23 protein-coding genes are annotated in these 22,063 nt (G+C 70.6%); 7 read left to right on the top strand and 16 right to left on the bottom strand.

The annotated features are described in order from the left end of the window. Positions 1-22: 22 nt before the first annotated feature. Together FLX07_RS34070 and FLX07_RS34065 are read right to left on the bottom strand one after the other, a co-directional pair. Positions 23-631 carry a hypothetical protein gene (locus FLX07_RS34070; protein WP_223854362.1) on the bottom strand — a complete coding sequence of 203 codons (609 nt, stop codon included), beginning with the start codon at positions 629-631 and terminating at the stop codon, positions 23-25. After that, on the bottom strand, positions 619-2,022 hold the full coding sequence (locus tag FLX07_RS34065) for a selenium-binding protein SBP56-related protein (protein WP_142575800.1): 1,404 nt from the start codon (positions 2,020-2,022) through the stop codon (positions 619-621). Before FLX07_RS34065 ends, FLX07_RS34070 begins: the two co-directional genes overlap by 13 nt. Before the next feature lie 111 nt (positions 2,023-2,133). Here FLX07_RS34065 and leuE point away from each other — a divergent pair, with 111 nt between their 5' ends. After that, positions 2,134-2,838 carry a leucine efflux protein LeuE gene (leuE, locus tag FLX07_RS34060; RefSeq protein WP_142575799.1) on the top strand — a complete coding sequence of 235 codons (705 nt, stop codon included), beginning with the start codon at positions 2,134-2,136 and terminating at the stop codon, positions 2,836-2,838. Positions 2,839-2,860: 22 nt separating this feature from the next. Here leuE and FLX07_RS34055 read toward each other — a convergent pair whose 3' ends face one another. Next, positions 2,861-3,652 (bottom strand): LLM class F420-dependent oxidoreductase, encoded by a 792-nt coding sequence (locus tag FLX07_RS34055; protein WP_223854349.1) that lies wholly within the window; start codon positions 3,650-3,652, stop codon positions 2,861-2,863. Positions 3,653-3,992: 340 nt separating this feature from the next. Here FLX07_RS34055 and FLX07_RS34050 point away from each other — a divergent pair, with 340 nt between their 5' ends. After that, positions 3,993-4,634, top strand: a complete 642-nt coding sequence (locus FLX07_RS34050) for a VC0807 family protein (RefSeq protein ID WP_142575797.1) — start codon at positions 3,993-3,995, stop codon at positions 4,632-4,634. Here FLX07_RS34050 and FLX07_RS34045 read toward each other — a convergent pair. Further along, the gene (locus FLX07_RS34045) at positions 4,631-5,092 is read right to left on the bottom strand and encodes a nuclear transport factor 2 family protein (protein WP_167748494.1); all 462 of its coding nucleotides are present in this window, start codon (positions 5,090-5,092) and stop codon (positions 4,631-4,633) included. The genes FLX07_RS34050 and FLX07_RS34045 overlap by 4 nt on opposite strands. Positions 5,093-5,136: 44 nt before the next feature. Here FLX07_RS34045 and FLX07_RS34040 point away from each other — a divergent pair, with 44 nt between their 5' ends. Together FLX07_RS34040 and FLX07_RS34035 are read left to right on the top strand one after the other, a co-directional pair. Then, a complete protein-coding gene (locus FLX07_RS34040) occupies positions 5,137-5,862 on the top strand; it encodes an SDR family oxidoreductase (protein ID WP_142575795.1) in 726 nt (241 codons plus the stop codon). Positions 5,863-5,939: 77 nt separating this feature from the next. Further along, positions 5,940-6,812, top strand: coding sequence for a phosphotriesterase family protein (locus tag FLX07_RS34035; protein WP_142575794.1), 873 nt, complete (start codon positions 5,940-5,942; stop codon positions 6,810-6,812). Between the two features lie 12 nt (positions 6,813-6,824). Here FLX07_RS34035 and FLX07_RS34030 read toward each other — a convergent pair whose 3' ends face one another. The 9 genes from FLX07_RS34030 to FLX07_RS33990 form a co-directional block, all read right to left on the bottom strand. Continuing rightward, the gene (locus tag FLX07_RS34030; protein WP_167748493.1) at positions 6,825-7,904 is read right to left on the bottom strand and encodes a HAMP domain-containing sensor histidine kinase; all 1,080 of its coding nucleotides are present in this window, start codon (positions 7,902-7,904) and stop codon (positions 6,825-6,827) included. Further along, positions 7,901-8,569 (bottom strand): response regulator transcription factor, encoded by a 669-nt coding sequence (locus tag FLX07_RS34025; RefSeq protein WP_142575792.1) that lies wholly within the window; start codon positions 8,567-8,569, stop codon positions 7,901-7,903. Before FLX07_RS34025 ends, FLX07_RS34030 begins: the two co-directional genes overlap by 4 nt. A 7-nt stretch (positions 8,570-8,576) precedes the next feature. Beyond that, the gene (locus FLX07_RS34020; protein ID WP_142575791.1) at positions 8,577-10,265 is read right to left on the bottom strand and encodes a serine hydrolase; all 1,689 of its coding nucleotides are present in this window, start codon (positions 10,263-10,265) and stop codon (positions 8,577-8,579) included. Between the two features lie 79 nt (positions 10,266-10,344). Beyond that, positions 10,345-11,739, bottom strand: a complete 1,395-nt coding sequence (locus tag FLX07_RS34015) for an NAD(P)/FAD-dependent oxidoreductase (protein WP_142575790.1) — start codon at positions 11,737-11,739, stop codon at positions 10,345-10,347. 57 nt (positions 11,740-11,796) lie between these two features. Continuing rightward, positions 11,797-12,582 carry an ABC transporter permease gene (locus tag FLX07_RS34010; RefSeq protein ID WP_142575789.1) on the bottom strand — a complete coding sequence of 262 codons (786 nt, stop codon included), beginning with the start codon at positions 12,580-12,582 and terminating at the stop codon, positions 11,797-11,799. Continuing rightward, positions 12,579-13,442, bottom strand: coding sequence for an ABC transporter permease (locus FLX07_RS34005; protein ID WP_142575788.1), 864 nt, complete (start codon positions 13,440-13,442; stop codon positions 12,579-12,581). The genes FLX07_RS34010 and FLX07_RS34005 overlap by 4 nt, the downstream gene beginning before the upstream one ends. Next, entirely contained in the window at positions 13,439-14,698 is a 1,260-nt protein-coding gene (locus tag FLX07_RS34000) for a polyamine ABC transporter substrate-binding protein (RefSeq protein WP_208762534.1), read from the bottom strand. The genes FLX07_RS34005 and FLX07_RS34000 overlap by 4 nt, the downstream gene beginning before the upstream one ends. An 80-nt stretch (positions 14,699-14,778) precedes the next feature. Next, on the bottom strand, positions 14,779-15,927 hold the full coding sequence (locus FLX07_RS33995) for an ABC transporter ATP-binding protein (protein ID WP_142575787.1): 1,149 nt from the start codon (positions 15,925-15,927) through the stop codon (positions 14,779-14,781). A 51-nt stretch (positions 15,928-15,978) separates the two neighbouring features. Then, on the bottom strand, positions 15,979-17,412 hold the full coding sequence (locus FLX07_RS33990) for a gamma-aminobutyraldehyde dehydrogenase (RefSeq protein ID WP_142575786.1): 1,434 nt from the start codon (positions 17,410-17,412) through the stop codon (positions 15,979-15,981). Between the two features lie 222 nt (positions 17,413-17,634). On the opposite strand from FLX07_RS33990, the gene FLX07_RS33985 reads away from it, so the two are divergent. Continuing rightward, positions 17,635-18,126: an Lrp/AsnC family transcriptional regulator gene (locus tag FLX07_RS33985; RefSeq protein ID WP_142575785.1), complete on the top strand. Its 492-nt coding sequence runs from the start codon at positions 17,635-17,637 to the stop codon at positions 18,124-18,126. Positions 18,127-18,167: 41 nt separating this feature from the next. Here the strand turns inward: FLX07_RS33985 and FLX07_RS33980 are convergent, their stop codons facing one another. From FLX07_RS33980 to FLX07_RS33970, 3 genes are all read right to left on the bottom strand, one after another. Next, positions 18,168-18,821: a cyclase family protein gene (locus FLX07_RS33980; protein WP_142575814.1), complete on the bottom strand. Its 654-nt coding sequence runs from the start codon at positions 18,819-18,821 to the stop codon at positions 18,168-18,170. Positions 18,822-18,958: 137 nt separating this feature from the next. After that, positions 18,959-19,789 (bottom strand): nitrilase-related carbon-nitrogen hydrolase, encoded by an 831-nt coding sequence (locus FLX07_RS33975; protein ID WP_142575784.1) that lies wholly within the window; start codon positions 19,787-19,789, stop codon positions 18,959-18,961. A 79-nt stretch (positions 19,790-19,868) separates the two neighbouring features. After that, positions 19,869-20,456, bottom strand: coding sequence for a DivIVA domain-containing protein (locus FLX07_RS33970; protein ID WP_167748492.1), 588 nt, complete (start codon positions 20,454-20,456; stop codon positions 19,869-19,871). Positions 20,457-20,582: 126 nt separating this feature from the next. Here FLX07_RS33970 and FLX07_RS33965 point away from each other — a divergent pair, with 126 nt between their 5' ends. Both FLX07_RS33965 and FLX07_RS33960 read left to right on the top strand, forming a co-directional pair. Beyond that, positions 20,583-21,389 (top strand): ABC transporter ATP-binding protein, encoded by an 807-nt coding sequence (locus tag FLX07_RS33965; RefSeq protein ID WP_142575782.1) that lies wholly within the window; start codon positions 20,583-20,585, stop codon positions 21,387-21,389. After that, on the top strand, positions 21,386-22,057 hold the full coding sequence (locus FLX07_RS33960; protein WP_142575781.1) for a hypothetical protein: 672 nt from the start codon (positions 21,386-21,388) through the stop codon (positions 22,055-22,057). The genes FLX07_RS33965 and FLX07_RS33960 overlap by 4 nt, the downstream gene beginning before the upstream one ends. Positions 22,058-22,063 lie beyond the last annotated feature (6 nt).

Raw genomic sequence — 22,063 nt, 5'->3', positions numbered from 1 at the left:
CCGGCCTGTCCCCCGGTCACCTTCAGATGGCGCCCACGAGGGTGACGACGCCCGCCCCCACCAGGGCGAACGCCCACATCCTGTCGAGGTTGAACCAGGCCCGCCGCAGGACGGCCACGCCGAGGAACTCGTACACCACGACGGCGACGACGGTCGCCGTGAGGAACATCGCGAGCGTGTGCACGCCGGCGACGAGCATCCCGCCCGACAGGACGTGCCCATGGTGACTCGCCGGTATGCGGGTCAGCACGGGCAGCAGCATCAGGCCCGCGCCGTGCACCGACGACATCAGGAACGACCAGGCGGCCAGTTGCGGCAGCGACAGCCGCATGCCGACCCAGCGGAAGTGCCGCCGGGCGAGCAGATGCCACAGGCCGAACCCCACGAGCACGACGCCCGCCCCGATCGAGAGGGCCGTGGCCGTCACGATCGACCCGGTCGCCGACACGGCGAGCACCACCAGGGCCACCGACGCGAGGTGGCCCAGCGCGATGACCGGCAGCGACTGCAGCAGCAGGTCGCGGCTGCGCTCCTGCAACCCACGGGCGACGGCGAACAGCCAGCCCATCGCGGGGTTGATCCCGTGGAAGGCGCCGAGCAGGATGACCGCGGTCAGCGTCACGGATAGCAGTAGGAGTCGGAGGACGCGTCGCCGCCCTGTAGCCGGGTCTGGTGCACGCGGAGGCCGCGGAAGTCGTCGCCGTGCGGGAAGAACCGCTCGTCCAGTGTGAACGGCTCGGCGTCGATCTTCGCCATCCAGGCGCCCACGCCGTCGGGGTAGAACTGGTCGTCCCAGGCGCCGTACAGGGAGTTGGTGACGTAGACCCGGCGGCCGTCGCGGCTCACCTCGACCATCTGCGGCCCGCCCGCGAGCCGCTCGTCCGGCGCGGCCGGGTGCGCGTCCCGCCGCACGATGCCGCCGAGGCGGACCGAGCCGATCTCGACCGGCTTGAACGGGTCGGACACGTCATACTGCTTGAGCTCGCCGGTGCCCCAGCACGACACGTACAGGCGCTGGTCGTCCACCGACAGGTCGATGTCGGTCACCAGCGGCGGCACCGCGCCGAACGGCTTGAGCACGTCGGGCAGGTCGTCGGGCGAGGCGGGCTCGGCCGGGATGGTGATCACCTTCTGCGCCGCCCAGCGGGAGCCGTCCCCGTGCCTGACATCTCTGTGCCACAGCCATACGGAGGCCGACAGGTCCTCGACGCTGACCACGACCCCGGCGAATCCGTACGTCTTGGTCGGATCGTGGGCGGGGCGCAGCTCCAGTGTCATCTGGTGTTGGTCGCCGAGGTCCACCTCCTGGACGTGCCGGCGCTTGCGCAGGTCCCAGAAGTGCAGCTTGTGGCCGTATTTACGGCCGAGCAGCAGCTCGCCGACAACGCCGTCCTCGATCATGGAGGGCGTGCCCCACTCGGAGGTGACCATCACGTCGTGGTTGATGTGCCACCAGAAGTCGTACGCCAGATACTGCGGGCCGCGGTCCACCTCCCACCGGCCGAGCACGTCGAACGAGTTGTGGTCGAGGATCGCGATGCCGCCGGGGCCGTCGTCGCCGTAGCCGCCGAGCGCGCTGACGTACAGGCCCTCCGGGCCGCAGTGCACGGTGTGCGGGCGGGAGTAGCCGGCCCGCTTGCCCAGCTCCTCGGCCTCGACGATCTTCACGAGCTGCGGGCTGACCCGGTCCTTGGTGTCGTAGACATAGATCCGCGACGACCGCAGGCCGGGGACGATCAGGTAACGCCGCTCGACGTGCGGGTGCGGCGCGTACGGGCACAGCGCACTGCTGCAGGCGTTCCAGCCGAAGTGGTGCAGCTCGTCGCCCGTGTACGGCAGGTCGGTCCAGCCGACCACGGTCCCGTACGACGGGGAGCCGGGGTCGGTGTCGAGCACGGCGAGCGCGTCGGGCCGCTGGGCCGACCGGTCGAAGGCGGCCACGTAGGCCAGTTTCTCCGGCGGCGCCTCGGCGGCGTCCCTGGGCGAGGGGTAGAAGGTGGGGTCAGGCTTCCACAGCGTCATGCATCCCAGAATTCTCCCGAGTTCCCTACCAAGTCAATAGGAATCTACCGGCTGTGACCGACGCGTGGATAGGGCTATAACAGGACATGCAGTTTCGTGACGGGAGCGGGCATGTTCTTCGGGATCACCAATATCTGGACCTACATCGCAGGATCGTTCCTGATCATCCTGCTGCCCGGGCCGAACTCGCTGTTCGTGCTGTCCACCGCCGCCCAGCGCGGTGTGCGGCAGGGCTATCGGGCGGCGGCCGGGGTCTTCGCCGGCGACTCGGTCCTCATGTTCCTGTCGGCCGCGGGGGTCGCCTCGCTGCTGAAGTCCACACCCGTCCTGTTCTCGATCGTGAAGTACTCAGGCGCGATCTATCTGGCGTGGATCGGCTTCGGCATGCTCCGCGACGCCTGGCGCTCCCTGCGGGCCTCCCGGAGCGGGGCGCCGCAGGTCGTGGAGGCGGCACAGATCACGGAGGCGGCCCAGGTCGTGGAGGCGGCTCAGGAGGCCGTCCCGGCGCCGGTGGGCAGCCCGATCCGTAAGGCGTTCACGATCAGCCTGCTCAACCCCAAGGCCATCTTGTTCTTCGTGGCGTTCTTCGTGCAGTTCGTGGACCCGTCGTACGGCGCGCCGGCGCTGTCGTTCCTGATCCTGGCGCTGATCGTGCAGGTCTTCAGCGTGACCTACCTGAGCACGCTCATCTTCGGCGGCACGTTCCTCGCGGGCCATTTCCGGCGTCGTCGCAGGCTGGCCGCTGGGCTCACCTCGGGGGTCGGCGCGCTCTTCCTCGGCTTCGGCGCCAAGCTGGCCACCGCGACACTGAGCTGACGCCGCTCCCCGGCCGGCGCGCTCATTCGCCGTGCAGGTCGGCGAGGGCGTTCTCGAAGGCGTCCATCGCCCGCTGGACCCAGTCGTATCCGGCCGACGGCAGCCACGCCATCACCCGGGCGACCCCGGCCTTCTCGCACTGCTCAAGCGCGCCGGGGTCGGCCGGCGTGGACAGCATCACGACCGCGATGTCCCTGCCCGCCTCCTCGGCCCTCCGGAACAGCTCGGGGACGCGGTCCAGGATCCCGGGGCCGTAGTTGGGCAGCCACGCGTCGCCGTAGGCGAGCACGCGGTCGAAGACGCGCGGCCCGGCGCCGCCCACCAGGATCGGCGGGTAGGGCCTCTGTGCCGGTTTGGGCCATGACCAGACCGGGTCGAAGGACACGAAGTCGCCGTGGAACTCGGCCTCGTCACGGGTCCAGATCTCCTGCATCGACTGCACGCGCTCCCGCAGCACGGCGAAGCGGCGGGCCGGGTCGACGCCGTGGTGGCGCAACTCCTCGCGGTTCCATCCGGCGCCGATGCCGAACTCGAACCGCCCGCCGGTCAGGTTGTCCACGCTCGCGACCATCTTCGCCAGGCCGAGGGGCTCGTGCTCGGGCACCAGGCAGATGCCCGTGCCCACACGCAGCCGGGTCGTCGCCGCGCCCGCGGCCATCGAGGCGACGAACGGGTCGTACGTGTGCCAGTAGCGCCGCGGCAGGTCACCGCCCCATTCGTCCTTCGGCGTCTGGCCGTCGGGCGGCACCGGGATGTGCGTGTGCTCGGTGAACAGCAGCGCCGTGTGGCCGCGCTGCTCGACGAGCCGGGCCAAGACATCAGGACGAACCGCATCATCCGTTGCGAAGTAGCCGAAACCTGAGTCCATGCCGTCAACGTAACCCGCGCCCACCGGCCGCCGGGGAAAGCGCCCAGCGGCCCCGGGTAAAGCGCTGACCAGGGATTTCCCATCTACCATGACGTCCGCGAGACGTGTGTCGTACCGTTGTGGAGCGCGAGGACGGTTCGCGCATTCGGCCTCCGCAAGCCTGACGGTCAGGTACGGTAAGCCACCGACGAGGCCGCCTCACTCGGGTGTTTCCATCCGCTATGTCCGGGTAGGCGCGTTGCCCAACTACAGCGTCGGTCTCCTCCACCGGCCCGTTGGAGTCACCATGAACCACACACCCTTCGCATTGCCACGGCTCACCGCTCTGATCAAGCAGGCGGTGCCCCGGCTCCTCGAAGGCGTGGTGGCTCCCCTCGTGGTCTTCTACACGGCCCTCGCGGTGCTCGGCCTGCGCGGCGCGCTGATGGCCGCGGTGTCCTGGGTCTACCTGGGCGTCCTGTGGCGGATCATCCGGCGTCAGCCCGTCCCCGGGACGATGATCATGGCGGCGATCGCGATCACTTTCCGCACCGTGATCGGCCTGTGGACCGGCAGCCCCGTCCTCTATTTCATCCAGCCGGAGCTCGGCACGATCTGCATCAGCATGGTGCTCCTGGCGTCGGTGCGGATGCGCCGCCCGCTGGTGCAGCGGCTCACCCTCGACTACATCCACCTGCCGTCGTTCGTGCTGCGGCACGAACGCGTCCGCATCTTCTTCGCCCGGATCACCCTGCTGTGGGCGTTCGTGCTCCTGGGCAACTCGGCCATGAGCATCTGGCTGCTGCTGCACGAGTCGATCGGCGACTACCTGATCATCCGCACCGCCGCCGTCGCCGTCGTCACCGGCCTGGCCTTCGTGGCGTCCGTCTGGGCGTTCCGCCGGGTCCTGCGGCGGCTGCACACCGAGGCCCCGGCGATCACGCGTTAGTCCTCCAGCCTGTGCGTGCGCACCGCCTCGTCGCCGCGGGAGTGCCAGGCGTGGAACGCCAGCGCCGTGACCTTCCATCCCTCGGCCTGCCGTACGAGCCCGAGCCGGTAGACGCCCCACACCTCGAACATGCCGCCGCCCAGCGCGGCGTCGAGCAGGTTGTAGGAATACCCCTTGGTGGTCACGTGCGCCTCGGCGCCGTCCACCGTCACCGCGAAGTTGCTCACGCTGTGGAAGCTCTGCTTGCGGGCGTGCAGGCCGGTGCGCCACCCGTCCACGAGGGCCTCGGCGCTGATCCGGGCCGGTCCCCCGCCGTTGAGGCTGCTGAAGTCCGCGTCCACCTCGTCGTCGAACAGCTCCAGGCACACCGGCCAGTTCTTGGCGTCCACCGTGTCGAAGACGGCGGTGACGACGTCCACGATCTCGGCCCGGTCCACCAGTGCGGCGATCTCATCCATGGCCACCATCCTGCCCTACGCGATCTGTGATAGGCACGGTTCCCATGAGTACCGCACTGGTCACGGGCGCCTCACGAGGTCTGGGCGCCGTCATCGCCGAACGGCTCGCCGCGGACGGCCGGCACGTCGCCGTCAACTACGCCAACGACACGGCGGGGGCGCGCGCCGTCGTCGACCGCATCACGGCCGCCGGCGGCTCGGCCCGCCTGGCCCGGTTCGACGTCACCGACGAGGAGTCCGTACGGGAGGGCGTGGCCGCGCTCGGGCGTGTCAAGGTCGTCGTCAACAACGCCACCGGACCCCAGCCGCTGATACCGGTCGAGAAGCAGACCTGGGAGGACCACCTCGGCCAGCTCCGCTTCTTCGTCAAGGCCCCGCTGCTGATCCTGCAGGCCGTGCTGCCCGGCATGCGCGAGGCCGGTTCCGGCCGGATCGTCAACGTGGGCAGCGAGGTCGCCGATCTCGGCAACCCGGAGTTCGGGCACTATGTCGCCGCCAAGGCCGCGATGCACGGGCTCACCCGGTCGTGGGCCCGGGAGCTGGGGCCGTACGGGATCACGGTGAACACCGTCGAGCCGGGCTGGATCCCGGTGGAGCGCCACGCGGACGTCCCCCCGGACGACTACACCGGCTACCTGCGCGACGTCCCGCTGGGGCACATGGGCGTGCCGGCGGACGTGGCCGAGACGGTGGCGTTCCTCGCCTCCCCCGGCGCCCGGTTCGTCACCGGCCAGCGGCTCGCCGTCAACGGCGGCAGGACGATGAGCTGACCCGGCCCACGCCGCTGAACATCGACAATCCTGCGATTCACGAGCGGTTTCGGCACAAAATCGGTTAATGTCCGTTCATGTCCGGCGCGTATTTTCCCCGAATCCAGACCGTCACGGGCGCCGTCCCCGTCTCCGAGATCGACGGGCCGGTGCTGCCGTACGAGCACCTGCGCACCGACACCCGCTGGGGGATCGGCGTGGACTCCGATCCCCGTCGCTGGCTGGACGAGGAGCGATACGTGCTGGCCGAGGTCAAGGACCTCGGCAGGGAGCAGGCGCTGGGCCTCGTCGTGGAGCACAGCTGCATCGGGATGGCGCGCGACCCCGCGGCGCTCGCCCGGATCTCGATGGCCGCCCGGGTCCCGATCGTGGCCGCCACCGGGTTCGCCGCGCAGCCGTTCGCGGGTGAGGCCATCACCCGCTACGACGTGGAGGACCTCACCGCCGACCTGCTGCACGAGATCGGCGCCGGACTCGACGGGACGGGCGCGCGGCCGGGCGTCATCGTCGCCGCCGCGTGGGACGAGACGCCCACGCCCGCCGAGGAACGGGCCGTCACCGCCGTCGCCCGCGCCTCGCTGCGCACCGACCTCCCGGTGGCGACGGGCGGCCTGGAGCTGCTGGAACTCCTGCTCTCGCAGAACGTCCCCGCCCGGCGTCTGTCCGCCCGCGCCGGCGACCCGCTGGTCCAGCGCAAGATCGCCGAGACCGGAGCGTACGTGAGCGTGGACGACGCCGAGGACGTCCTCACCCTCCTCGACGGCGGGCACGCCGAGCGCATCCTGCTCAGCAACGGCGTGCGACTGCGGGAGCACCTGTCCGGCTACGGCGGGCAGGGCTACGGCCGGCTGTTCTCATCGGTCCTCCCGGTCCTGCGGGAGGCCGGCGTGGACGACGACACGCTGCGTCTCATCACCCACGACAACCCCCTTCGCTGGCTCACCGCCTGACCACGGGCCGCCTCATCCGCCGGCGTCCGCGCGCGTACGGCGCAGGGTGAGGCGGAAGGCGCAGCCCGGAACGGTGGGAGTCCCGGACGTGACGGTGAGGTCGCCGCCGTGGGCCCGCGCGATCTGCCGGGCGATGGGCAGGCCGAGACCGGTGCCCGGCACGTCGCGGTGGCCGCGCCAGAACCGCTCGAACACCCGCTCCCGCTCCTCCTCGGGGATGCCCGTCCCCCGGTCGGTGACCGTGACCACGGCCAGCTCCGGCGTGAGGCCGACTGCCACGGTCACGGACGTGCCCTCAGGGCCGTAGCGGACGGCGTTGTCCACGAGGTTGGCGACGGCGCGGGTCACCGTGGCCTCGTCGACTCCGCACACGGCCTCCTGCGGGCCCTCCAGAGACAGCGTCATCCGCCTGCCCGCGGCCAGGACCTCGGCGTGCCGGAGCACGCCACGCGCCACCTCCATGAGGTCGGCCGGCCGGCGGTCGAGCGTACGGGCTCGTCCGCGGGCCTCGGTCAGCAGGTCGTCGATGATCGCCCGCAGCCGCGTGGCCACGCTCCGCGAGCGAAGCAGCCCGTCGCGGTAGACCTCCAGAGTGGGCCGGGGATGGGCGAGCAGGACCTCGGCGTTGGTCATCAGCACGGTCAGCGGGCTGCGCAGCTCGTGGCTCGTCTCCTCCAGCAGCCGCCGCTGGGTCGCCGCGGCCAGCGCCAGCCGGTCCAGCATCGCGTCGAATTCGGCGGCCAGCGCCAGCACCTCCGGCGGCCCGTGATCGAGCCCGATCCGGCGGCTCAGATCGGTGCCGCCGATGTCCTGGGCGACCTTCCGCACCCGGTTGATCGGCGCCACGGCCCGGCCCGCCCACCACCAGGCCGCCGCGGCCGCGGCCGGGGCCAGCGCCAGGAGGGTCCAGGAGATCCACGGGGAGCGGTGGCCCGAGATGCTGCGCACCTGCTCGGCCCCGTCGAGGGCCTGCGCGACCGTCTCGGTGTCGGTCACCAGGACCACGCCGAACAGCAGTAGCGGCGGGACGTAGAACCCCAGGAAGGCCAGCACGGCCAGCCGTACGCGCAGCGAGCGCCAGTGCCGGCTCACGCCCGCTCCAGGCGGTAGCCGGCGGCGGTGACGGTGGTGATGACAGGCGGATCGCCGAGCTTCCTGCGCAGCCGGCTGAGAATCACCCGCACCGACGCGGTGAACGGGTTCGCGTTGGCGTCCCACACGTGCTCCAGCAGGTCCTCCGCCGACAGCACCCGCCCGGGGTGGTGCATGAAGTATCGCAACAGGGCGAACTCGCGCGACGTCAGCTCCAGCTCGGCACCCCCGCGCCAGGCCCGGTGGGCGGCCTGGTCGAGCTCCAGGTCACCCACCCGCAGCAAGGGACCGTACTGGTCGCCGCGGCGGCCCAGCGCCCGCAGCCGGGCCACGAGCTCGGCGAAGTGGAACGGCTTGACCAGGTAGTCGTCGGCCCCCGCGTCCAGTCCGGCGACACGGTCGCCGACCGCGTCCCTGGCGGTGATCACGAGCGTCCGCCGGGGACGGCGCAGGTGCGGGTCGCCGGCGAGCCGGCGCAGCAGGTCCAGGCCGTCGCCGTCGGGCAGGCCCAGGTCCAGGCAGGCCATGTCGTAGGCGGTGACCCGCAGCGACTCCTCGGCCTCCCCGTACGTCGCCGCCACGTCCACGGCGTAGGACTCGTTGCGCAGGCCGAGCGCGACCAGCTCCGACAGCTCGGGGTCGTCTTCGACGAAGAGAACGCGCATGGCCGGGTCAGCCGGACCGCTCGGCGGTGACGGCGCCCGGCCCGCCGGTGACGGTCATGTGGCGGCCCTCGAACGCGATCTCCACCCGTGGGCCCGTGCCGGTGGGGTCGTCGGGGCGGAACCGCCCGGCTCCCGACGGCACGAACGTCAGCGCCGGCGGCTTCGCCGGGACCTCGGCGGCCTGCACCCCGCCCTGGTCGTTGACCGCGTACCAGGCAAGCACGGGCCCCTTAGCCGTGGTGAGCATGACGTACGTGCGGGTGTCGGCGCCCTTGGCGATCGTGCCGGCCAGGGTGAGGCCCGACACCGCACCGAAGGCACCTTCGAGGGAGGCCCGTTCCCGGCGGCCCTCCTGGGTCCGCCCGTTCAGCAGCGCCAGCACCCGCTGTTCGTGCGCGCGCAGCGCCGCCCCCGTGCCGCCCGACTCCGTGCCGCCCGCCCCGGGCGGCGCCAGAGCGCGGACCGCGTCGGCCCCGGTCGCGGAGACGGTCAGTCTGCCCCCTTCGGCGGCCACCTGGAACCTGCCTCCCCCGTCGAGCCGATATGTCCCGACGATAGCGCCGAGGTCGCCGCCGCGGGCGGCGGCCGGAGGCGTGGGCAGCGGACGGCCGGCCAGCAGCGCCGGCCCCACCGCCTTCAGCAGCGCCTCGGCCGTGAGCGCCGCGGTGTTGGACGCGATGGCGACAGCGCGCCGCTGGGCCGGGATCCAGGCGACGACCGCGTTGTGGCCGACGTCGCCGCCACCGCCGGCGGCGCTCAGGAACCGCTCGCCGTACAGCGACCGGTCGTAGGCGACCCAGCCGGGCGTCTCCGATTTTCCGTCGCCGAGCGGCCACCCCGGCCGGGCGGCGAGCGCGGCCGACGCGGGCGAGACCACCTGGCCGGTGAACAGCGCGTGCGTCCACGACGCCAGGTCCGACGTGGTCATCGCCAGCCCTCCGTTGCCTTCCAGGCCCCAGTAAGGCCCGGGGGAGCCGCCCTGGTGTCCCGGCCTCCCGTCGTCCAGGTATCCGACCGCTCTCGGGCCGGGCGCGGCCGGGCGCCCGTCCCAGAACCCGCCCGCCACCCGCCCGCCGGGGAGCCGCAGAACGGCCGAGCCCAGGTAGTTTCGGTAACCCCGGTCCGACAGGCGCTCGACGACAAGGGCCAGCAGCGTGTATCCGGAGTTGGAGTAGACGTATCCGGTCCCCGGGGGGAAGGCGAGCTTCAGCGTGCCGATCGCCGCCATCGCCGCGTCCGGCGACAGCCGTTCGTAGTCGTCTCCGTGCGTGCCGTTGAGCCCGCTGGTGTGCAGCAGGAGCTGCCCGACCGTCGCCTCGGCCACCGGCCCGCGCAGCCGCGGCAGAATCCTCCCCACCCGGTCGTCGAGCGACAGTTTCCCCTCGTCGGCGAGCCGGAGGATCGCGGCCGCGGTGACCGCCTTGGTCACCGACCCGATGCTGAACACCGTTTCGGGCGTGTTCGGCCGGCGAGCGGCGGCATCGGCCATGCCGTAGGCGGCACGGCACTCGAACGCGCCGTCTTTGAGTATCGCGATCGACCCGCTGAACCCGGCCGCGGCCCAGGCCGTGAACGCGGTGTCCAGCGCGGGGTCGCACGCGGGCGCCCCGGACGTACGCGCCGGCCGCGCGGGCCCGGCGGCGCACGCCGCCGTGAGCAGGGCGATGAGGGTCGTTCCGGCCAAGAATCTACGCATGCGGGAAACGTAGGGAGCACCCCGCAAACCTGGTGTGAACGGAACCCGGGCGGCGGGGCGGCGAGACGACCCTTCCCCGTCAGGAGTCGAAGCCGACGCCGAAGGCGTCGAGGGTGCGCAGCCAGGCGTTGCGGCGGCCCTCGTGCTCGTCGGCCCGGGCGATGGCCCAGCGGGTGAGCTGGATGACGCCCGACCGCACCGGCTCCGGCGGGAAGGGCACCGGCTTGTGCCGCACCATGTGCAGGTCCGTACGCTCGGTCACCCGGCCCTGCAGCAGGTCGAGCATCACGTTCGCGCCGAACCGGGTGGCCCCCACGCCAAGGCCGGTGTATCCGGCGGCGTAGGCGAGGCGCGAGCCGTACGCGGTGCCGAAGAAGGCGCTGAACCGGCTGCAGGTGTCGATGATCCCGCCCCACCTGTGCGTGAAGCGCAGGCCGTGGAGCTGCGGGAACGTCTCGAAGAAGTGCGTGGCGAGCTTCTCGAAGGTGGCGTCGCGCTGGTCGTACTCCTGCCGGACCAGGCCGCCGTTGTGGTAGACGGCGTCGTAGCCGCCCCACAGGATCCGGTTGTCGTCGGTCAGCCGGTAGTAGTGGAACCGGTTGGCCGAGTCGCCGACGCCCTGGCGGCCCCGCCAGCCGATCTCCGCCAGCAGGTCGTCCGGCACCGGCTCGGTCATCAGCACGTAGTCGTACACCGGCACGAGGAAGTGCCTGAGGCGGCGCAGCAGCGGGGGGAAGGCGCCGGTGCCGAGCGCCACCCGTCCGGCCCTGACCCGCCCCTTCGGCGTGTCCAGCTCCAGCACCAGGCCGTCGTCGTGCAGGGAGCGCACCGGCGTGTGCTCGAAGACGCGCACGCCGAGCCGCACGCAGACGTCGCGCAATCCCCACGCCAGCCGCGCGGGGTCGACCATGGCGACGCCCTGCCGGTCCCACACGCCGCCGAGGTAGGTCGGAGAGTCCACCTCGGCCCGCACCTGCTCACGGTCGAGCCGCTCCAGCCGCAGGCCGAGCGAGGCCGCACCGCTCACCTCCTCGTCGAGCCCCGGGAGCTGCCACTCCTCGGTGGCGACCCGCAGCTCGCCGGTCCGTTCGTAGGAGCAGTCGACGCCATATCGGGCAAGGGTGCTCTCGATCTCGTCGAGGTTCTCCCGGCCGAGCCGTTCCAGCGTCGCGATCTCCGCGGGCCAGCGGTCCTGGCCGTTGCCGAGCCCGTGGGTCAGGCTCGCCGCGCAGAACCCGCCGTTGCGGCCGGAGGCGGCCCACCCGACCGCGCGGCCCTCCAGGAGGACCACGTCGAGCGAGGGGTCGCGCTCCTTGGCCATCAGGGCCGTCCACAGGCCGGTGAAGCCGCCGCCGACCACGGCCAGGTCCGCCGTGACGTCTCCCGTGAGCGGGGGCAGCGGCTCGGGCGCGATCGACCGGTCCAGCCAGTACGGCTTGCGCTCCGCGTCAGCGAGAGCTTTCTGCGGACTCACACATTTCACTTCCCCTCGAGATCCCGGGGATCTCACAGGTTCTCAATGGGTCCTACGTCAGGTCCGGCGTCGGGCCACGAGGGCGTTGGCCACGGCGATCAGCACGCCGGCCGCGAAGATCAGCGTGCCCATCACGTTGACCTGGGGCGGGATGCCCACGCGGGTGGCTCCCCAGATCCACAGCGGGAACGTCACCGTCCCGCCCGCGTTGAAGTTGGTGATCACGAAGTCGTCGATGGACAGCGCGAACGCCAGCATCGACCCGGCCAGCACACCCGGGAAGATCATCGGAAGGGTGACCAGGCGGAACGTGGTCCAGGTGCCGGCGCCGAGGTCTCTGGCGGCCTCCTCGAGCGAGCGGTCCAGCGTCATCACCCGGGCCCGCACGGTCACGGCCACGAACGAGATCGAGAACATGACGTGCGAGATCACGATCGTCCAGAAGCCCAGCGGCACGGCGAGGGTGACGAACAGCGAAAGCAGCGAGGCGCCCATGACGATCTCGGCGCAGGAGATGGCCGCGAACATGACGACGTTCGTCGTCGCCGACCCGCGGAACCGGTAGCGGCCCAGCGCCAGGCCGATGAGCGAGCCGAGCACCCCCGCGATGATCATCGTCAGCACGGCGATGAGCAGCGAGTTCACCAACGCCTGGGTGAGGTCGCCGATCTCGAACAGCTTGCCGTACCACTTGAAGGTGAAGCCCTGCCAGGCGGTGTTGTACCGGCCGTGCGTGTCGTTGAACCCGAACAGGATCATGACCGCGATCGGCACGACCAGCCAGGCGATCACCAGCCAGGTGTAGATCTGGAGGCCGCGCCCCCTCAGCAGACCCTGCCTCATCGGGCCGCCACCTCCAGCACGTCCTCGGTGCCCAGCGCCCTGGCGTAGACGAAGATGCCGACGAGCAGCAGCGCCATCAGCGTGAACGACAGCGCCGAGGCCGTCGGGTAGTCCTGCGTGACCAGGTACTGGTTCTGGATGACGTTGCCGATCATGGTGGTGTTCGTGCCGCCGAGCACGGACGCGTTGACGTAGTCCGACGTCGCCGGCACGAACGTCATCAGCACGCCGGCGAATACGCCGGGCAACGACAGCGGGAGCACCACGCGCAGGAACGTCTGGAACCGGCTCGCGTAAAGGTCCTGCGCCGCCTCCAGGACGCGCGGGTCGATCCGCTCCAGCGCCACGTACATCGGCAGCACCATGAACGGCAGGAAGTTGTACGCGAGGCCGGCGATCACGGCGAACGGCGTGGCGAGGACGCGGAAGCCGTCCGGCAGCAGCCCGATGTCCTTGAGCGGGCCGAGCAGGATGCCGTTGTCCGACAGCAGGAACTGCCAGGAGATCGTCCGCAGCACGAACGACACCAGGAACGGCAGCAGCAGCAGGAACAGGTAGACCGACTTGCGGCTGCCGCCCTTGAACGCGATCCAGTACGCCACCGGGAACCCGATGGCGATCTGCAGCGCGGTCGAGGCCAGGCCGTAGAGCAGCGACCGGATGATCTGGTCGTGGTAGTTCGCCAGCCCGTCGGCGTACGAGTGCCAGTTGAAGGTGAAGGCGTAGCCGTCCTCGACGCTGCCCGACTGCAGCGACAGGGACAGCATGACGATCATCGGGACCACGAAGAAGATCGCGAGCCAGAGACCGCCCGGGAAGATCAGCGCGTACGGCGTGAGCGCCGCCCTGAGCCTGCTCATGAGGTGGTGATCGGCTGGAAGACGCTCTCGAACTTCTTGTGCTCCTCGCTGTTTCCGAGGGTCACGTAGGTGCGCAGCTTGGCGTAGTCCTCATCGCTGGGGAACACCAGCGGGCTCTCGGCGATCGTTTCGAGGGTCTTCCTGTCGGCCCCGGACGCCTTGGCCGCGTCGGCGACGATGGCGTCCTTCGCCGCCGGGACCGGGGTGACGTAGTTGATGTACTCCGCCAGGCTTCCCGCGATCGCGGGCTCGTAGAAGAAGTCGATCAGCGTGATCGCGTCGACCGGGTTGGCGGCGGTCTTCGGAATCATGAAGTTGTCGGTCCAGATCGTGGCGCCCTCCTCCGGGACCACGAACTTCAGGTCCGTGCCGTCGGAGAGGTTCTTCTGGAAGATGTCGCCGGACCACGCCTGGCAGATCCAGATGTCGCCCTTGGCCAGCGGGTCAATGTACGACTGGTCGTAATATTTACGGACGATTCCGGAGTCGCGCTGCTCCGTGAGCTTCGCGGCCGCCTTCTCCCAGTCGGCCGGTGTGGACTTGTCCGGGTCGACGCCGATCGCGAACAGCCCGAAGTTCGCGATCTCCTGGGAGTCGGAGAACATGCCGACCTTGCCCTTGTACTTCGGATCCCACAGCGCCGAGTAGCTCGTCGGCGGCGTGTCGACGTACTTCGGGTTGTAGGCGATGCCCGTCATGCCGGACGCCCACGGAACGGTGTAGACGTTGCCCGGGTCGAACGCCTCCTGCGTGTACCGCGGCCCGACGTTCTTCGTGAAGTTGGGCAGCCGGCCGTGGTCGAGCGGCACCAGGTAGCCGAGCTTGATGAGCTGGGTGAGCTGGATGCTGTTGGTGACGACCATCAGGTCGTAGTCGATCGACTGCCCCGCGGCGAGCTGCGGCTGGATCTTGGCGTACCAGCTCGTGGTCTCCTGGATGACCTCCTTGTAGGTCACCGAGATCCCCGTGCGCTTGGTGAACTCCTTGAGCTCGGGCTGCTTGGGGTCCATGTAGAGCGGCCAGTTGGCGAAGTCGACGTGGCCGTTCTTCGCCTTGCCCGACCAGTACTTCTCCACCTCGGACTCCACCTGGGCGGAGGAGGACGGCCTGGCCGTGCCCTTGCCCTGCACGCCGCAGGCCGCGAGGGCGAGCCCGGTGGCCGACAGGCCCGCGAGCCGGAAGGCGTCGCGCCTGCCGAGGCGGCGCTGGGTCATGCCGCGGAGGAGGGCGGCGTCCTGCCTGTATGGGTCGTTCATACGAGATCGTGCTCCGGGTTCGCTGTACCGGGTTCGGGGATTCGTCGCGGGGATTCGACGGGAGGAGTTCACGCGGCGAGCTACCGCAGCGCGTAGGAGTGCCAGGACTGCCAGGAGAGCCAGACGGTGTCGCCGCGCTCGGCGGTGATCGTGCTGTCGTGGGCGTTCTGCTCGAACACCGTGATCTCGGCGCCGTCGCCGAGCGCCACGACGTAGCTGTTGGAGGTGCCGAGGTAGACGACCTCGGAGACCGTCCCCCGCACCACGCTGAGGTCGCCTTCCGGCCGGTCCTTGGCGATCTTGATCTTCTCCGGGCGGACCGTGAGGTCGACCGTGGCGCCGGCCGCCAGTTCGCCGCCCGCGGGGACGAGGATCCGGTCGTTCGCACCGAGCGCGAGCACGGCCGTGTCGCCGACGACCTGCTGCACAGTGCCGCTCAGCAGGTTGGAGGTGCCGATGAACCCGGCCACGAACTTGCCGGCGGGCCGCTCGTAGATCTCCCGGGGTTCGGCGAGCTGCTCCACGAGGCCGTCGTTCATGACCGCGATGCGGTCGCTCATCGTCAGCGCCTCGCTCTGGTCGTGCGTCACGTAGACGAACGTGATGCCGACCTCGCGCTGGATGCGCTTGAGCTCGATCTGCATGGCCTGCCGGAGCTTGAGGTCGAGCGCGCCGAGCGGCTCGTCGAGCAGGAGCGCGCGGGGCCGGTTGACCAGGGCGCGGGCGAGCGCGACGCGCTGCTGCTGGCCTCCCGACATCTCCTTCGGCCGGCGCTTCTCCCGGCCGACGAGGTCCACGACCTCCAGGATCTCGCCGACGCGGCGTTTGATCTCCGCGTCGGCGACCTTCTTCCGCTTGAGCCCGAACGCGACGTTGTCCCAGACGTTCATGTGCGGGAACAGCGCGTAGGACTGGAACACCATGTTGATGTCACGCTTGTTCGGCGGGACGTTCGTGACGTCCTCCCCGTGGAGCCTGACGATCCCCTGGGTGGGGTCCTCGAACCCGGCGATCATCCGCATGCTGGTGGTCTTGCCGCAGCCCGAGGGGCCGAGGAGGGAGAAGAACTCCCCCTCCGTGATGGCGAGGCTCACGCCCTTGACCGCTCGTACGACCTCGCCGTGTGAGACGTACTCCTTGACCACGTTGTCGAGCTCGATGGCGGGCACGGCTCCTGATACGGGGGCAGCCGTGACGGCTGCCCCCGGGCCCGCCTGGATCTCTGTCATTCCAGGCTTATCCCTCTTTTTCGATAGGTGTCCGGCCGGAGCCGGCCGTACCTATTCGCCGATGTAGTGCATGACGTGCTTGACGCGGGTGTAGTCGTGCAGGCCGAAGACGGACAGGTCCTTGCCGTAGCCCGAATGCTTGAAGCCGCCGTGCGGCATCTCGGACACGAACGGGATGTGGGTGTTGACCCAGACGATGCCGAAGTCGAGCCGCTTGGACATCCGCATCGCGCGGCCGTGGTCGGAGGTCCACACCGAGCCGGACAGCCCGTAGCGGACGCCGTTGGCCTTGGCCAGCGCGTCGGCCTCGTCGGTGAACGTCTGAATGGTCATGACGGGACCGAAGATCTCGTCCTGAACCATCTCGTCGTCCTGCTTCAGCCCGTCCACGACGGTCGGGGCGAAGAAGAAGCCCTCGTCGCCGACGCGGGATCCGCCGGTGAGGACCTTCGCGTGCTCGGGGAGCCGCTGGAAGAAGCCCTCGACCCGGGCGAGCTGATCGGGGTTGTTCACCGGCCCGAAGTAGGCGTCCTCCACGTCGTGGCCGCCCAGCTTGGTGGCGGCGGCGGCCTCGGTCAGCGCCGCGGCGAACTCGTCGTGGATGCTCTCCTGCACGAGCACGCGGCAGGCGGCGGTGCAGTCCTGGCCGGCGTTGTAGAGGCCCGCCTCGGCGATCGCCCCGGCGACGGCCTTGATGTCCTTGACGTCCTCGAAGACCACGACCGGCGCCTTGCCGCCCAGCTCCAGGTGGACGCGCTTGAGGTCCTCGGCGGCGGTCCTGGCGACCGACATGCCCGCGCCGATCGAGCCGGTGATCGCAACCATGCTCGCGGCGGGGTGGCCGACGACCAGCGAGCCGGTCTCCCGGTCGCCGGTCACGACGTTGAAGACACCGGCCGGCAGGACGTCACCGAGGATCTCGGCCAGCTTCAGCGTGGAGGCCGGAGTGCTGTCGGACGGCTTGAGCACGATCGTGTTGCCCGCCGCGAGAGCGGGGGCGATCTTCCACACCGCCATCATCATCGGGTAGTTCCACGGCGTGACCTGACCGATGACACCGATAGGCTCATGCCGGATCATCGAAGTGTGGTCGGCGAGGAACTCACCGGCGGTGGGGCCCTCCAGAGTGCGGGCCGCACCGGCGAAGAACCGGAAGTGGTCGGCGGCCACCGGGGTCTCGTCCTCGGCCATGCGGGCGCGGGGCTTTCCGGTGTTACGGCACTCGGCCTCGTTGATCTCGTCAGCGCGGGCCTCGATCGCGTCGGCGACCTTCAGCAGCAGCGCCGCGCGCTCGCCAGGCGTCGTCTGGCCCCATGTCTCGAAGGCGGCCGTCGCGGCGGCGTACGCGGCGTCGACGTCCTCCTGGCCCGACACCGGCGCCTGGGCGTAGGCCTTCCCCGTCGTAGGGTCTACGACGTCGGAGAAACGGCCGCTCGCAGCGTCGACGAACTTCCCGTTCACGAAGTTCTGGAAACGGGTGGTCACCGTTGACCTCCTGTTGGTGGCTGAGTTGTCGCGACTCTGGCAGAGGAAAGAGCCAACGACAAGGGATTTCGTCGCTAAGATACCAAATTGCTACGGAATCGCTTGACGCAAGCCATGGAGCTGACAACATGTCAGACCACAATCGCAACATGTCAAAAACGCTGCCGTAACGCCAGGTCGCTACGGCGATCGAAGCCCGCCAAGAGAGGACACCCCCCGAGGATGACGACTCCGCCTAAGGCTCGCGCGGCTGCCGTGAAGGGTGGGCCGGTGGTGCTCGACGAGATCTCCAAGCAGATCATCGAGCAGCTTCAGATGGACGGGCGAAAGCCGTACGCCGCCATCGGGAAGGCGGTGGGGCTGTCGGAGGCCGCCGTGCGCCAGCGCGTGCAGCGCCTTCTCGACCTCGGTGTCATGCAGATCGTCGCCGTCACCGACCCGCTCACCCTGGGCTTCCCCCGCCAGGCCATGATCGGCATCAAGTGTGAGGGCGACCTGGAGCGGGTCGCCGACGAACTGTCGCAGATCCCCGAGATCGACTACGTGGTGCTCACAGCCGGCTCGGTCGACATCATGGTCGAGGTGGTCTGCGAGGGCGACACCCATCTGCTCGAGATCCTGGGGAAGATCCGGGCGATCTCCAGCGTGCGCGCGACCGAGACGTTCGTCTACCTCAAGCTGCACAAGCAGACCTACTCCTGGGGCACCCACTGATCTGACCCGCCGCGCCCAGCTGTCCGGCCCGTCCGCGCCGATCAGCCGATCCGGGCGACGGCGCGTACGGGAGACCCGTCGGCGGCGTGGAGACGCAGCGGCAGCAGGGAGACCTCGATCGGACGACCGGCGGCCTGGGCCTCCAGGAGCGGGCCGAGGCCGCGCAGGTTCTCCGCGATGACGGCGTGCGCCCCGCACAGCACGCGATGCGCCGGCAGATCGGCGGGAGCCGGGGTGGGGTCGACACTGAGCGCGTCGACGCCCACGGTCCGCACGCCCGAGGCGACGATCCCGCGCGCGGTCTCCGCCTCCATGAAGGGGTGGGCCAGGTAATCGGGCGTGTCCCAGTGCTCGTCCCAGCCCGTCGCGACCAGCAGGACGGTCCCCGGGCCCAGCCGCGCGGCCACCGTGCCGAGCATCGCAGGGGTGATCCGCGCGCGCGGCGGCAGGCCCCGGACGTCGAGGACCGCCGCCGGGCCGAGGAACCGCTCCAGCGGCAGGGCGTCGAGCGTGGGCAGCGCGTCGTCGATGTGACAGGGCGCGTCCACGTGCGTGCCGGACTGCGACCCGAGGTGCAGGCCGAGGACGTTCACGCCGTCGGCCGCCACCGTGAGGGCGGGAGCGATCCGCACCTCCGGATCTCCGGGATAGACGGGCATGCCGCTCACCACCGGCACCGACAGGTCGACGATCATGTGCTTCACCGGGCCTTTCCGAGCGCGAGCAGGCCGATCAGATCGTAGGCCACACCGGGGACGAGCCCAGCCCGCCGAGAGCCCAGCCTGCCAAGAGCCCCCCGGGTCGGTTGAGCCCCCGGGTCGGTTGAGGAGGGTCAGCGCGTCCGCGACATCCCGTACAGATCCGTCCGCCGGTCACGATGGACGTCGTTGCGCGGGCCGGTGGCCTTGTCCCTGGCCGCGACCAGGTCGCAGTCGGCCACCAGCACGGCGGGGCCGTCCCTGAGCACGGGCCCCGCCAGCGGATAGCCGTCCGGCCCGAAGACCGAGGTGCCGCACACCCAGCTCACACCGCGCTCGGCGGCGCAGCGGTCGGCCACGGCGACGAACATGCGGTTGGCGACGGCGGCCACCTGGGCGTGGGCGAGCAGCACCGAGCGTTCCCCGGCCGGGACGGGCGAGACCGGCCAGTTGGTGGAGACGGCGAGCAGGTCGGCCCCGGCCAGGCCCACCGCCCGCACCCATTCGGGGAACTCCAGGTCGTAGCACACCATCATGGCGATCCGGCCGAGTGCGGTGTCCACCACGGGAGCGGCGGCGTCGCCGGGCGCGAACACGTCCTGCTCGTCGTGCCACAGGTGGACCTTGCGGTAGACGGCCCTGGTCCCGGTGGAGTCGACCATGACCTGGCTGTTGCGCAGGACGCCGTCCGCCATCTCGCAGAACCCGCCCACGATGACCAGGTCGTGGTCCTTGGCCAGCCGCCCCCACTCCGTGACGGTCGGGCCGTCGGCGGGCTCTGCCAGATCCCCGGCCTCCTCGGCGCCGGTGAAGACGTATCCGCTGTTGACCAGCTCGGGCAGCACGACCAGGCGGGCCCCGGCCGCGGCGGCCTCGGCGACGGCCTCCGCGGCGGCGGCGCGGTTCGCCTTCGGCTCGCCCACGCGCAGCGGAAGCTGGGCCACGGCGACCCGCGTCAGTGTCATACGTTCCTCCACGGGAGCGCGAGATCGCTTGAGTGTGCCCGACTCCCCCGCATCAGGACAATCGGCGCAGGCACCGAGGTCAGGGACGGCGCTCCAGCACGTTCGCCATCTCGGCCAGGAAGCCGTCCACCTCCTGGATCGCGTAGCCGGGCCGGAACACGACGGTCGCGAACGTGGCCCTCCTGACCTGCTCCGCCGTCAACGGCTCGGCCGCGGTCCCGCGCAGCGTCGCCACCACCCGGTCAAGGAACGCGTCGACCTCCTCCTCGCGGTAGCCCATGCCGAGCCGCCCCGGGCGGAAGGCCACGCGCTCCACCCGGGCCGCCTGCGTCTCCAGCCAGGGCTCCGCGGCGCCGGCGGCCTTCGCGGGGGCCGGGTCCGGACGCGTCCGCTCCTCGGCACGCGTACGGAGGGACGGAGCCGCCGCGGTCCGGGCGGCGGGCGCCTCGACCGCCACGATGAACGCGTCGAGCGCGAAGTCCACCGCCGTCTCGTTGTAACCCCCGAGTTTGACGGCGAATTTCGCGTTCCTTATCTCGTCGCCGGTCACCGGTGGCCCGTCGAGCGGGCCGAGCCCGAGTGTCCGCTCGATCCTGCGCACGAAGTCGTCGACCTGTCCGGGGTCATAGCCCAGGCGCACGGCCATGACACGGGGAAAGCGGTTCACCTCCCACCTCCCTGCCCGTTCCCGACGCCCGTCCATTTTGACGGGAGTCCCGTCAGAAAGGCGAGACCCAAAGATCGTTCGATATTCGTACGACGCGGAGGAACATCCCGATAAGCTCAAAAAACTATGCGGATCGCCAGTCTCTCCTTCCGGTATGGACGGCACGACCCCTGGATCCTGTCCGACGCCGGTCTGGTCCTCGACGCGGGAGACGTGGTCGAGGTCACCGGGCCCAACGGCACCGGCAAGTCGACCCTCCTGCGACTGGTCGCCGGGCTGCTCAGGCCCGTACGCGGAAGCATCGAGGAGCGTCCCAGGGTCGTCGGGTACGCCCCCGAACGGTTCCCCTCCGACCAGCCGTTCACCGTGGCGTCCTACCTGCGGCACATGGCGGCGGTCCGGAGGGTGAGCACGGAGTCGATCGGCAGGTGGAGCGAGCGGCTCGGCATGGATCACCTGCTCGGGCAGCGCCTGCCCGATCTGTCCAAGGGCAGCGCGCACAAGGTGGGGCTCGCGCAGGCGCTGCTCGCCGAGCCGGGGCTGCTCGTGCTCGACGAGCCCTTCGCCGGTCTCGACGCCGCCACCCGGGCCGAACTGCCCAGGATCATCGGGGAGGTCGGCGCGCGCGGCGGGATCGTCGTGGTCAGCGACCACCAGGGTGATCTGCGCGCCTTTCCCGGCCTGCGCCGCTGCGAGGTCCGCGACGGTGCCGTACGGGAACTCGAACCGGTCGAGGAGGCCGGCGAGACGGCCCTGACCGTGCTGGAGGTGGCAGTGGCCGCGTCGAGGGCCTCTGACCTGGTCGATCGCCTGCGCGCCGAGGGCTGCGCGGTGAATATCACCGGCCACACCACGGGGCATATCACCGGGCACACCACGGGGCATACCGCCGGGCGCACCACGGCCCGCGTCGCCGGGGAGGCCGCCGAATGACACCGGTGATCGCGCTGGCGAGGTTCCGCCTGACCGGGTACGTCGCGTCGCACCGGGCGCTGCAACCGCTGATCGCGCTGCTGGCGCTGCTGGCGGTCCTCTACGCCGGCGCCATTCCCGCCGGTCAGGAGATCGGGGCCACCGCGGACTCGGCGGCCATGCTCGTGCCGGTGCTCGCCTGGGCCGCGCGTGGCCTGCTCGACACCGAACCCGACGAGCAGCGCAGCGTCGCCCTGTCCGCGCTGGGGCCGAGGGAGCTGGTGAGCGGCCTCCTGGCGGCGTTCGCGTCGCTGCTCGTCCTGGCCGCGATCGCCGAGACCGCGCTGCTCTTCCGCCTCGTCGGCTCCCCCACCCTCACCGTGCTCCTGACCGGGGTGTGGCTGCACCTGCTGTCCGCGACGGCGGGGCTCACGCTCGGCGCGCTGACCAGCCGCCCGATCCTGCCCTCTCCCGCGGTCTCCACGATCGCCCTGATCCTGGGCTACCTGTCCATGCTGGTGCTCAGCATGGCCGGGGCGCGCTGGCTCACCGTGCCGGTCATGGCCTGGATGCGGGACGCCCATCACGACGCGCTGCTGTCCGGGCTGCCCCTGCTCACGGTGCAGTCGCTGCTGTGGCCCGCGATCGGACTGGCGGCCTACACGTGGCTGCGCCGCACGCGGCCCTAGGTTGCC

The sequence above is a fragment of the Microbispora bryophytorum genome, assembly GCF_006874465.1.
In the GTDB taxonomy this organism is placed as follows: domain Bacteria; phylum Actinomycetota; class Actinomycetes; order Streptosporangiales; family Streptosporangiaceae; genus Microbispora; species Microbispora bryophytorum.
Note: the sequence above shows the minus strand (reverse complement) of the source record. Positions and strands in the feature narration are given on the sequence as shown.

Coding starts and splice junctions, on each gene's coding strand:
- FLX07_RS34040 (WP_142575795.1), top strand. CDS start 5,137: ATGAGTACCGCACTGGTCACGGGCGCCTCACGAGGTCTGGGCGCCGTC.
- FLX07_RS34010 (WP_142575789.1), bottom strand. CDS start 12,582: ATGAGGCAGGGTCTGCTGAGGGGGCGCGGCCTCCAGATCTACACCTGG.
- FLX07_RS34000 (WP_208762534.1), bottom strand. CDS start 14,698: ATGAACGACCCATACAGGCAGGACGCCGCCCTCCTCCGCGGCATGACC.
- FLX07_RS34035 (WP_142575794.1), top strand. CDS start 5,940: ATGTCCGGCGCGTATTTTCCCCGAATCCAGACCGTCACGGGCGCCGTC.
- FLX07_RS34050 (WP_142575797.1), top strand. CDS start 3,993: ATGAACCACACACCCTTCGCATTGCCACGGCTCACCGCTCTGATCAAG.
- FLX07_RS34045 (WP_167748494.1), bottom strand. CDS start 5,092: ATGGATGAGATCGCCGCACTGGTGGACCGGGCCGAGATCGTGGACGTC.
- FLX07_RS33985 (WP_142575785.1), top strand. CDS start 17,635: ATGACGACTCCGCCTAAGGCTCGCGCGGCTGCCGTGAAGGGTGGGCCG.
- FLX07_RS34025 (WP_142575792.1), bottom strand. CDS start 8,569: ATGCGCGTTCTCTTCGTCGAAGACGACCCCGAGCTGTCGGAGCTGGTC.
- FLX07_RS34020 (WP_142575791.1), bottom strand. CDS start 10,265: ATGCGTAGATTCTTGGCCGGAACGACCCTCATCGCCCTGCTCACGGCG.
- FLX07_RS33975 (WP_142575784.1), bottom strand. CDS start 19,789: ATGACACTGACGCGGGTCGCCGTGGCCCAGCTTCCGCTGCGCGTGGGC.
- FLX07_RS33980 (WP_142575814.1), bottom strand. CDS start 18,821: ATGATCGTCGACCTGTCGGTGCCGGTGGTGAGCGGCATGCCCGTCTAT.
- FLX07_RS33995 (WP_142575787.1), bottom strand. CDS start 15,927: ATGACAGAGATCCAGGCGGGCCCGGGGGCAGCCGTCACGGCTGCCCCC.
- FLX07_RS33965 (WP_142575782.1), top strand. CDS start 20,583: ATGCGGATCGCCAGTCTCTCCTTCCGGTATGGACGGCACGACCCCTGG.
- leuE (WP_142575799.1), top strand. CDS start 2,134: ATGTTCTTCGGGATCACCAATATCTGGACCTACATCGCAGGATCGTTC.
- FLX07_RS33960 (WP_142575781.1), top strand. CDS start 21,386: ATGACACCGGTGATCGCGCTGGCGAGGTTCCGCCTGACCGGGTACGTC.
- FLX07_RS34065 (WP_142575800.1), bottom strand. CDS start 2,022: ATGACGCTGTGGAAGCCTGACCCCACCTTCTACCCCTCGCCCAGGGAC.
- FLX07_RS34005 (WP_142575788.1), bottom strand. CDS start 13,442: ATGAGCAGGCTCAGGGCGGCGCTCACGCCGTACGCGCTGATCTTCCCG.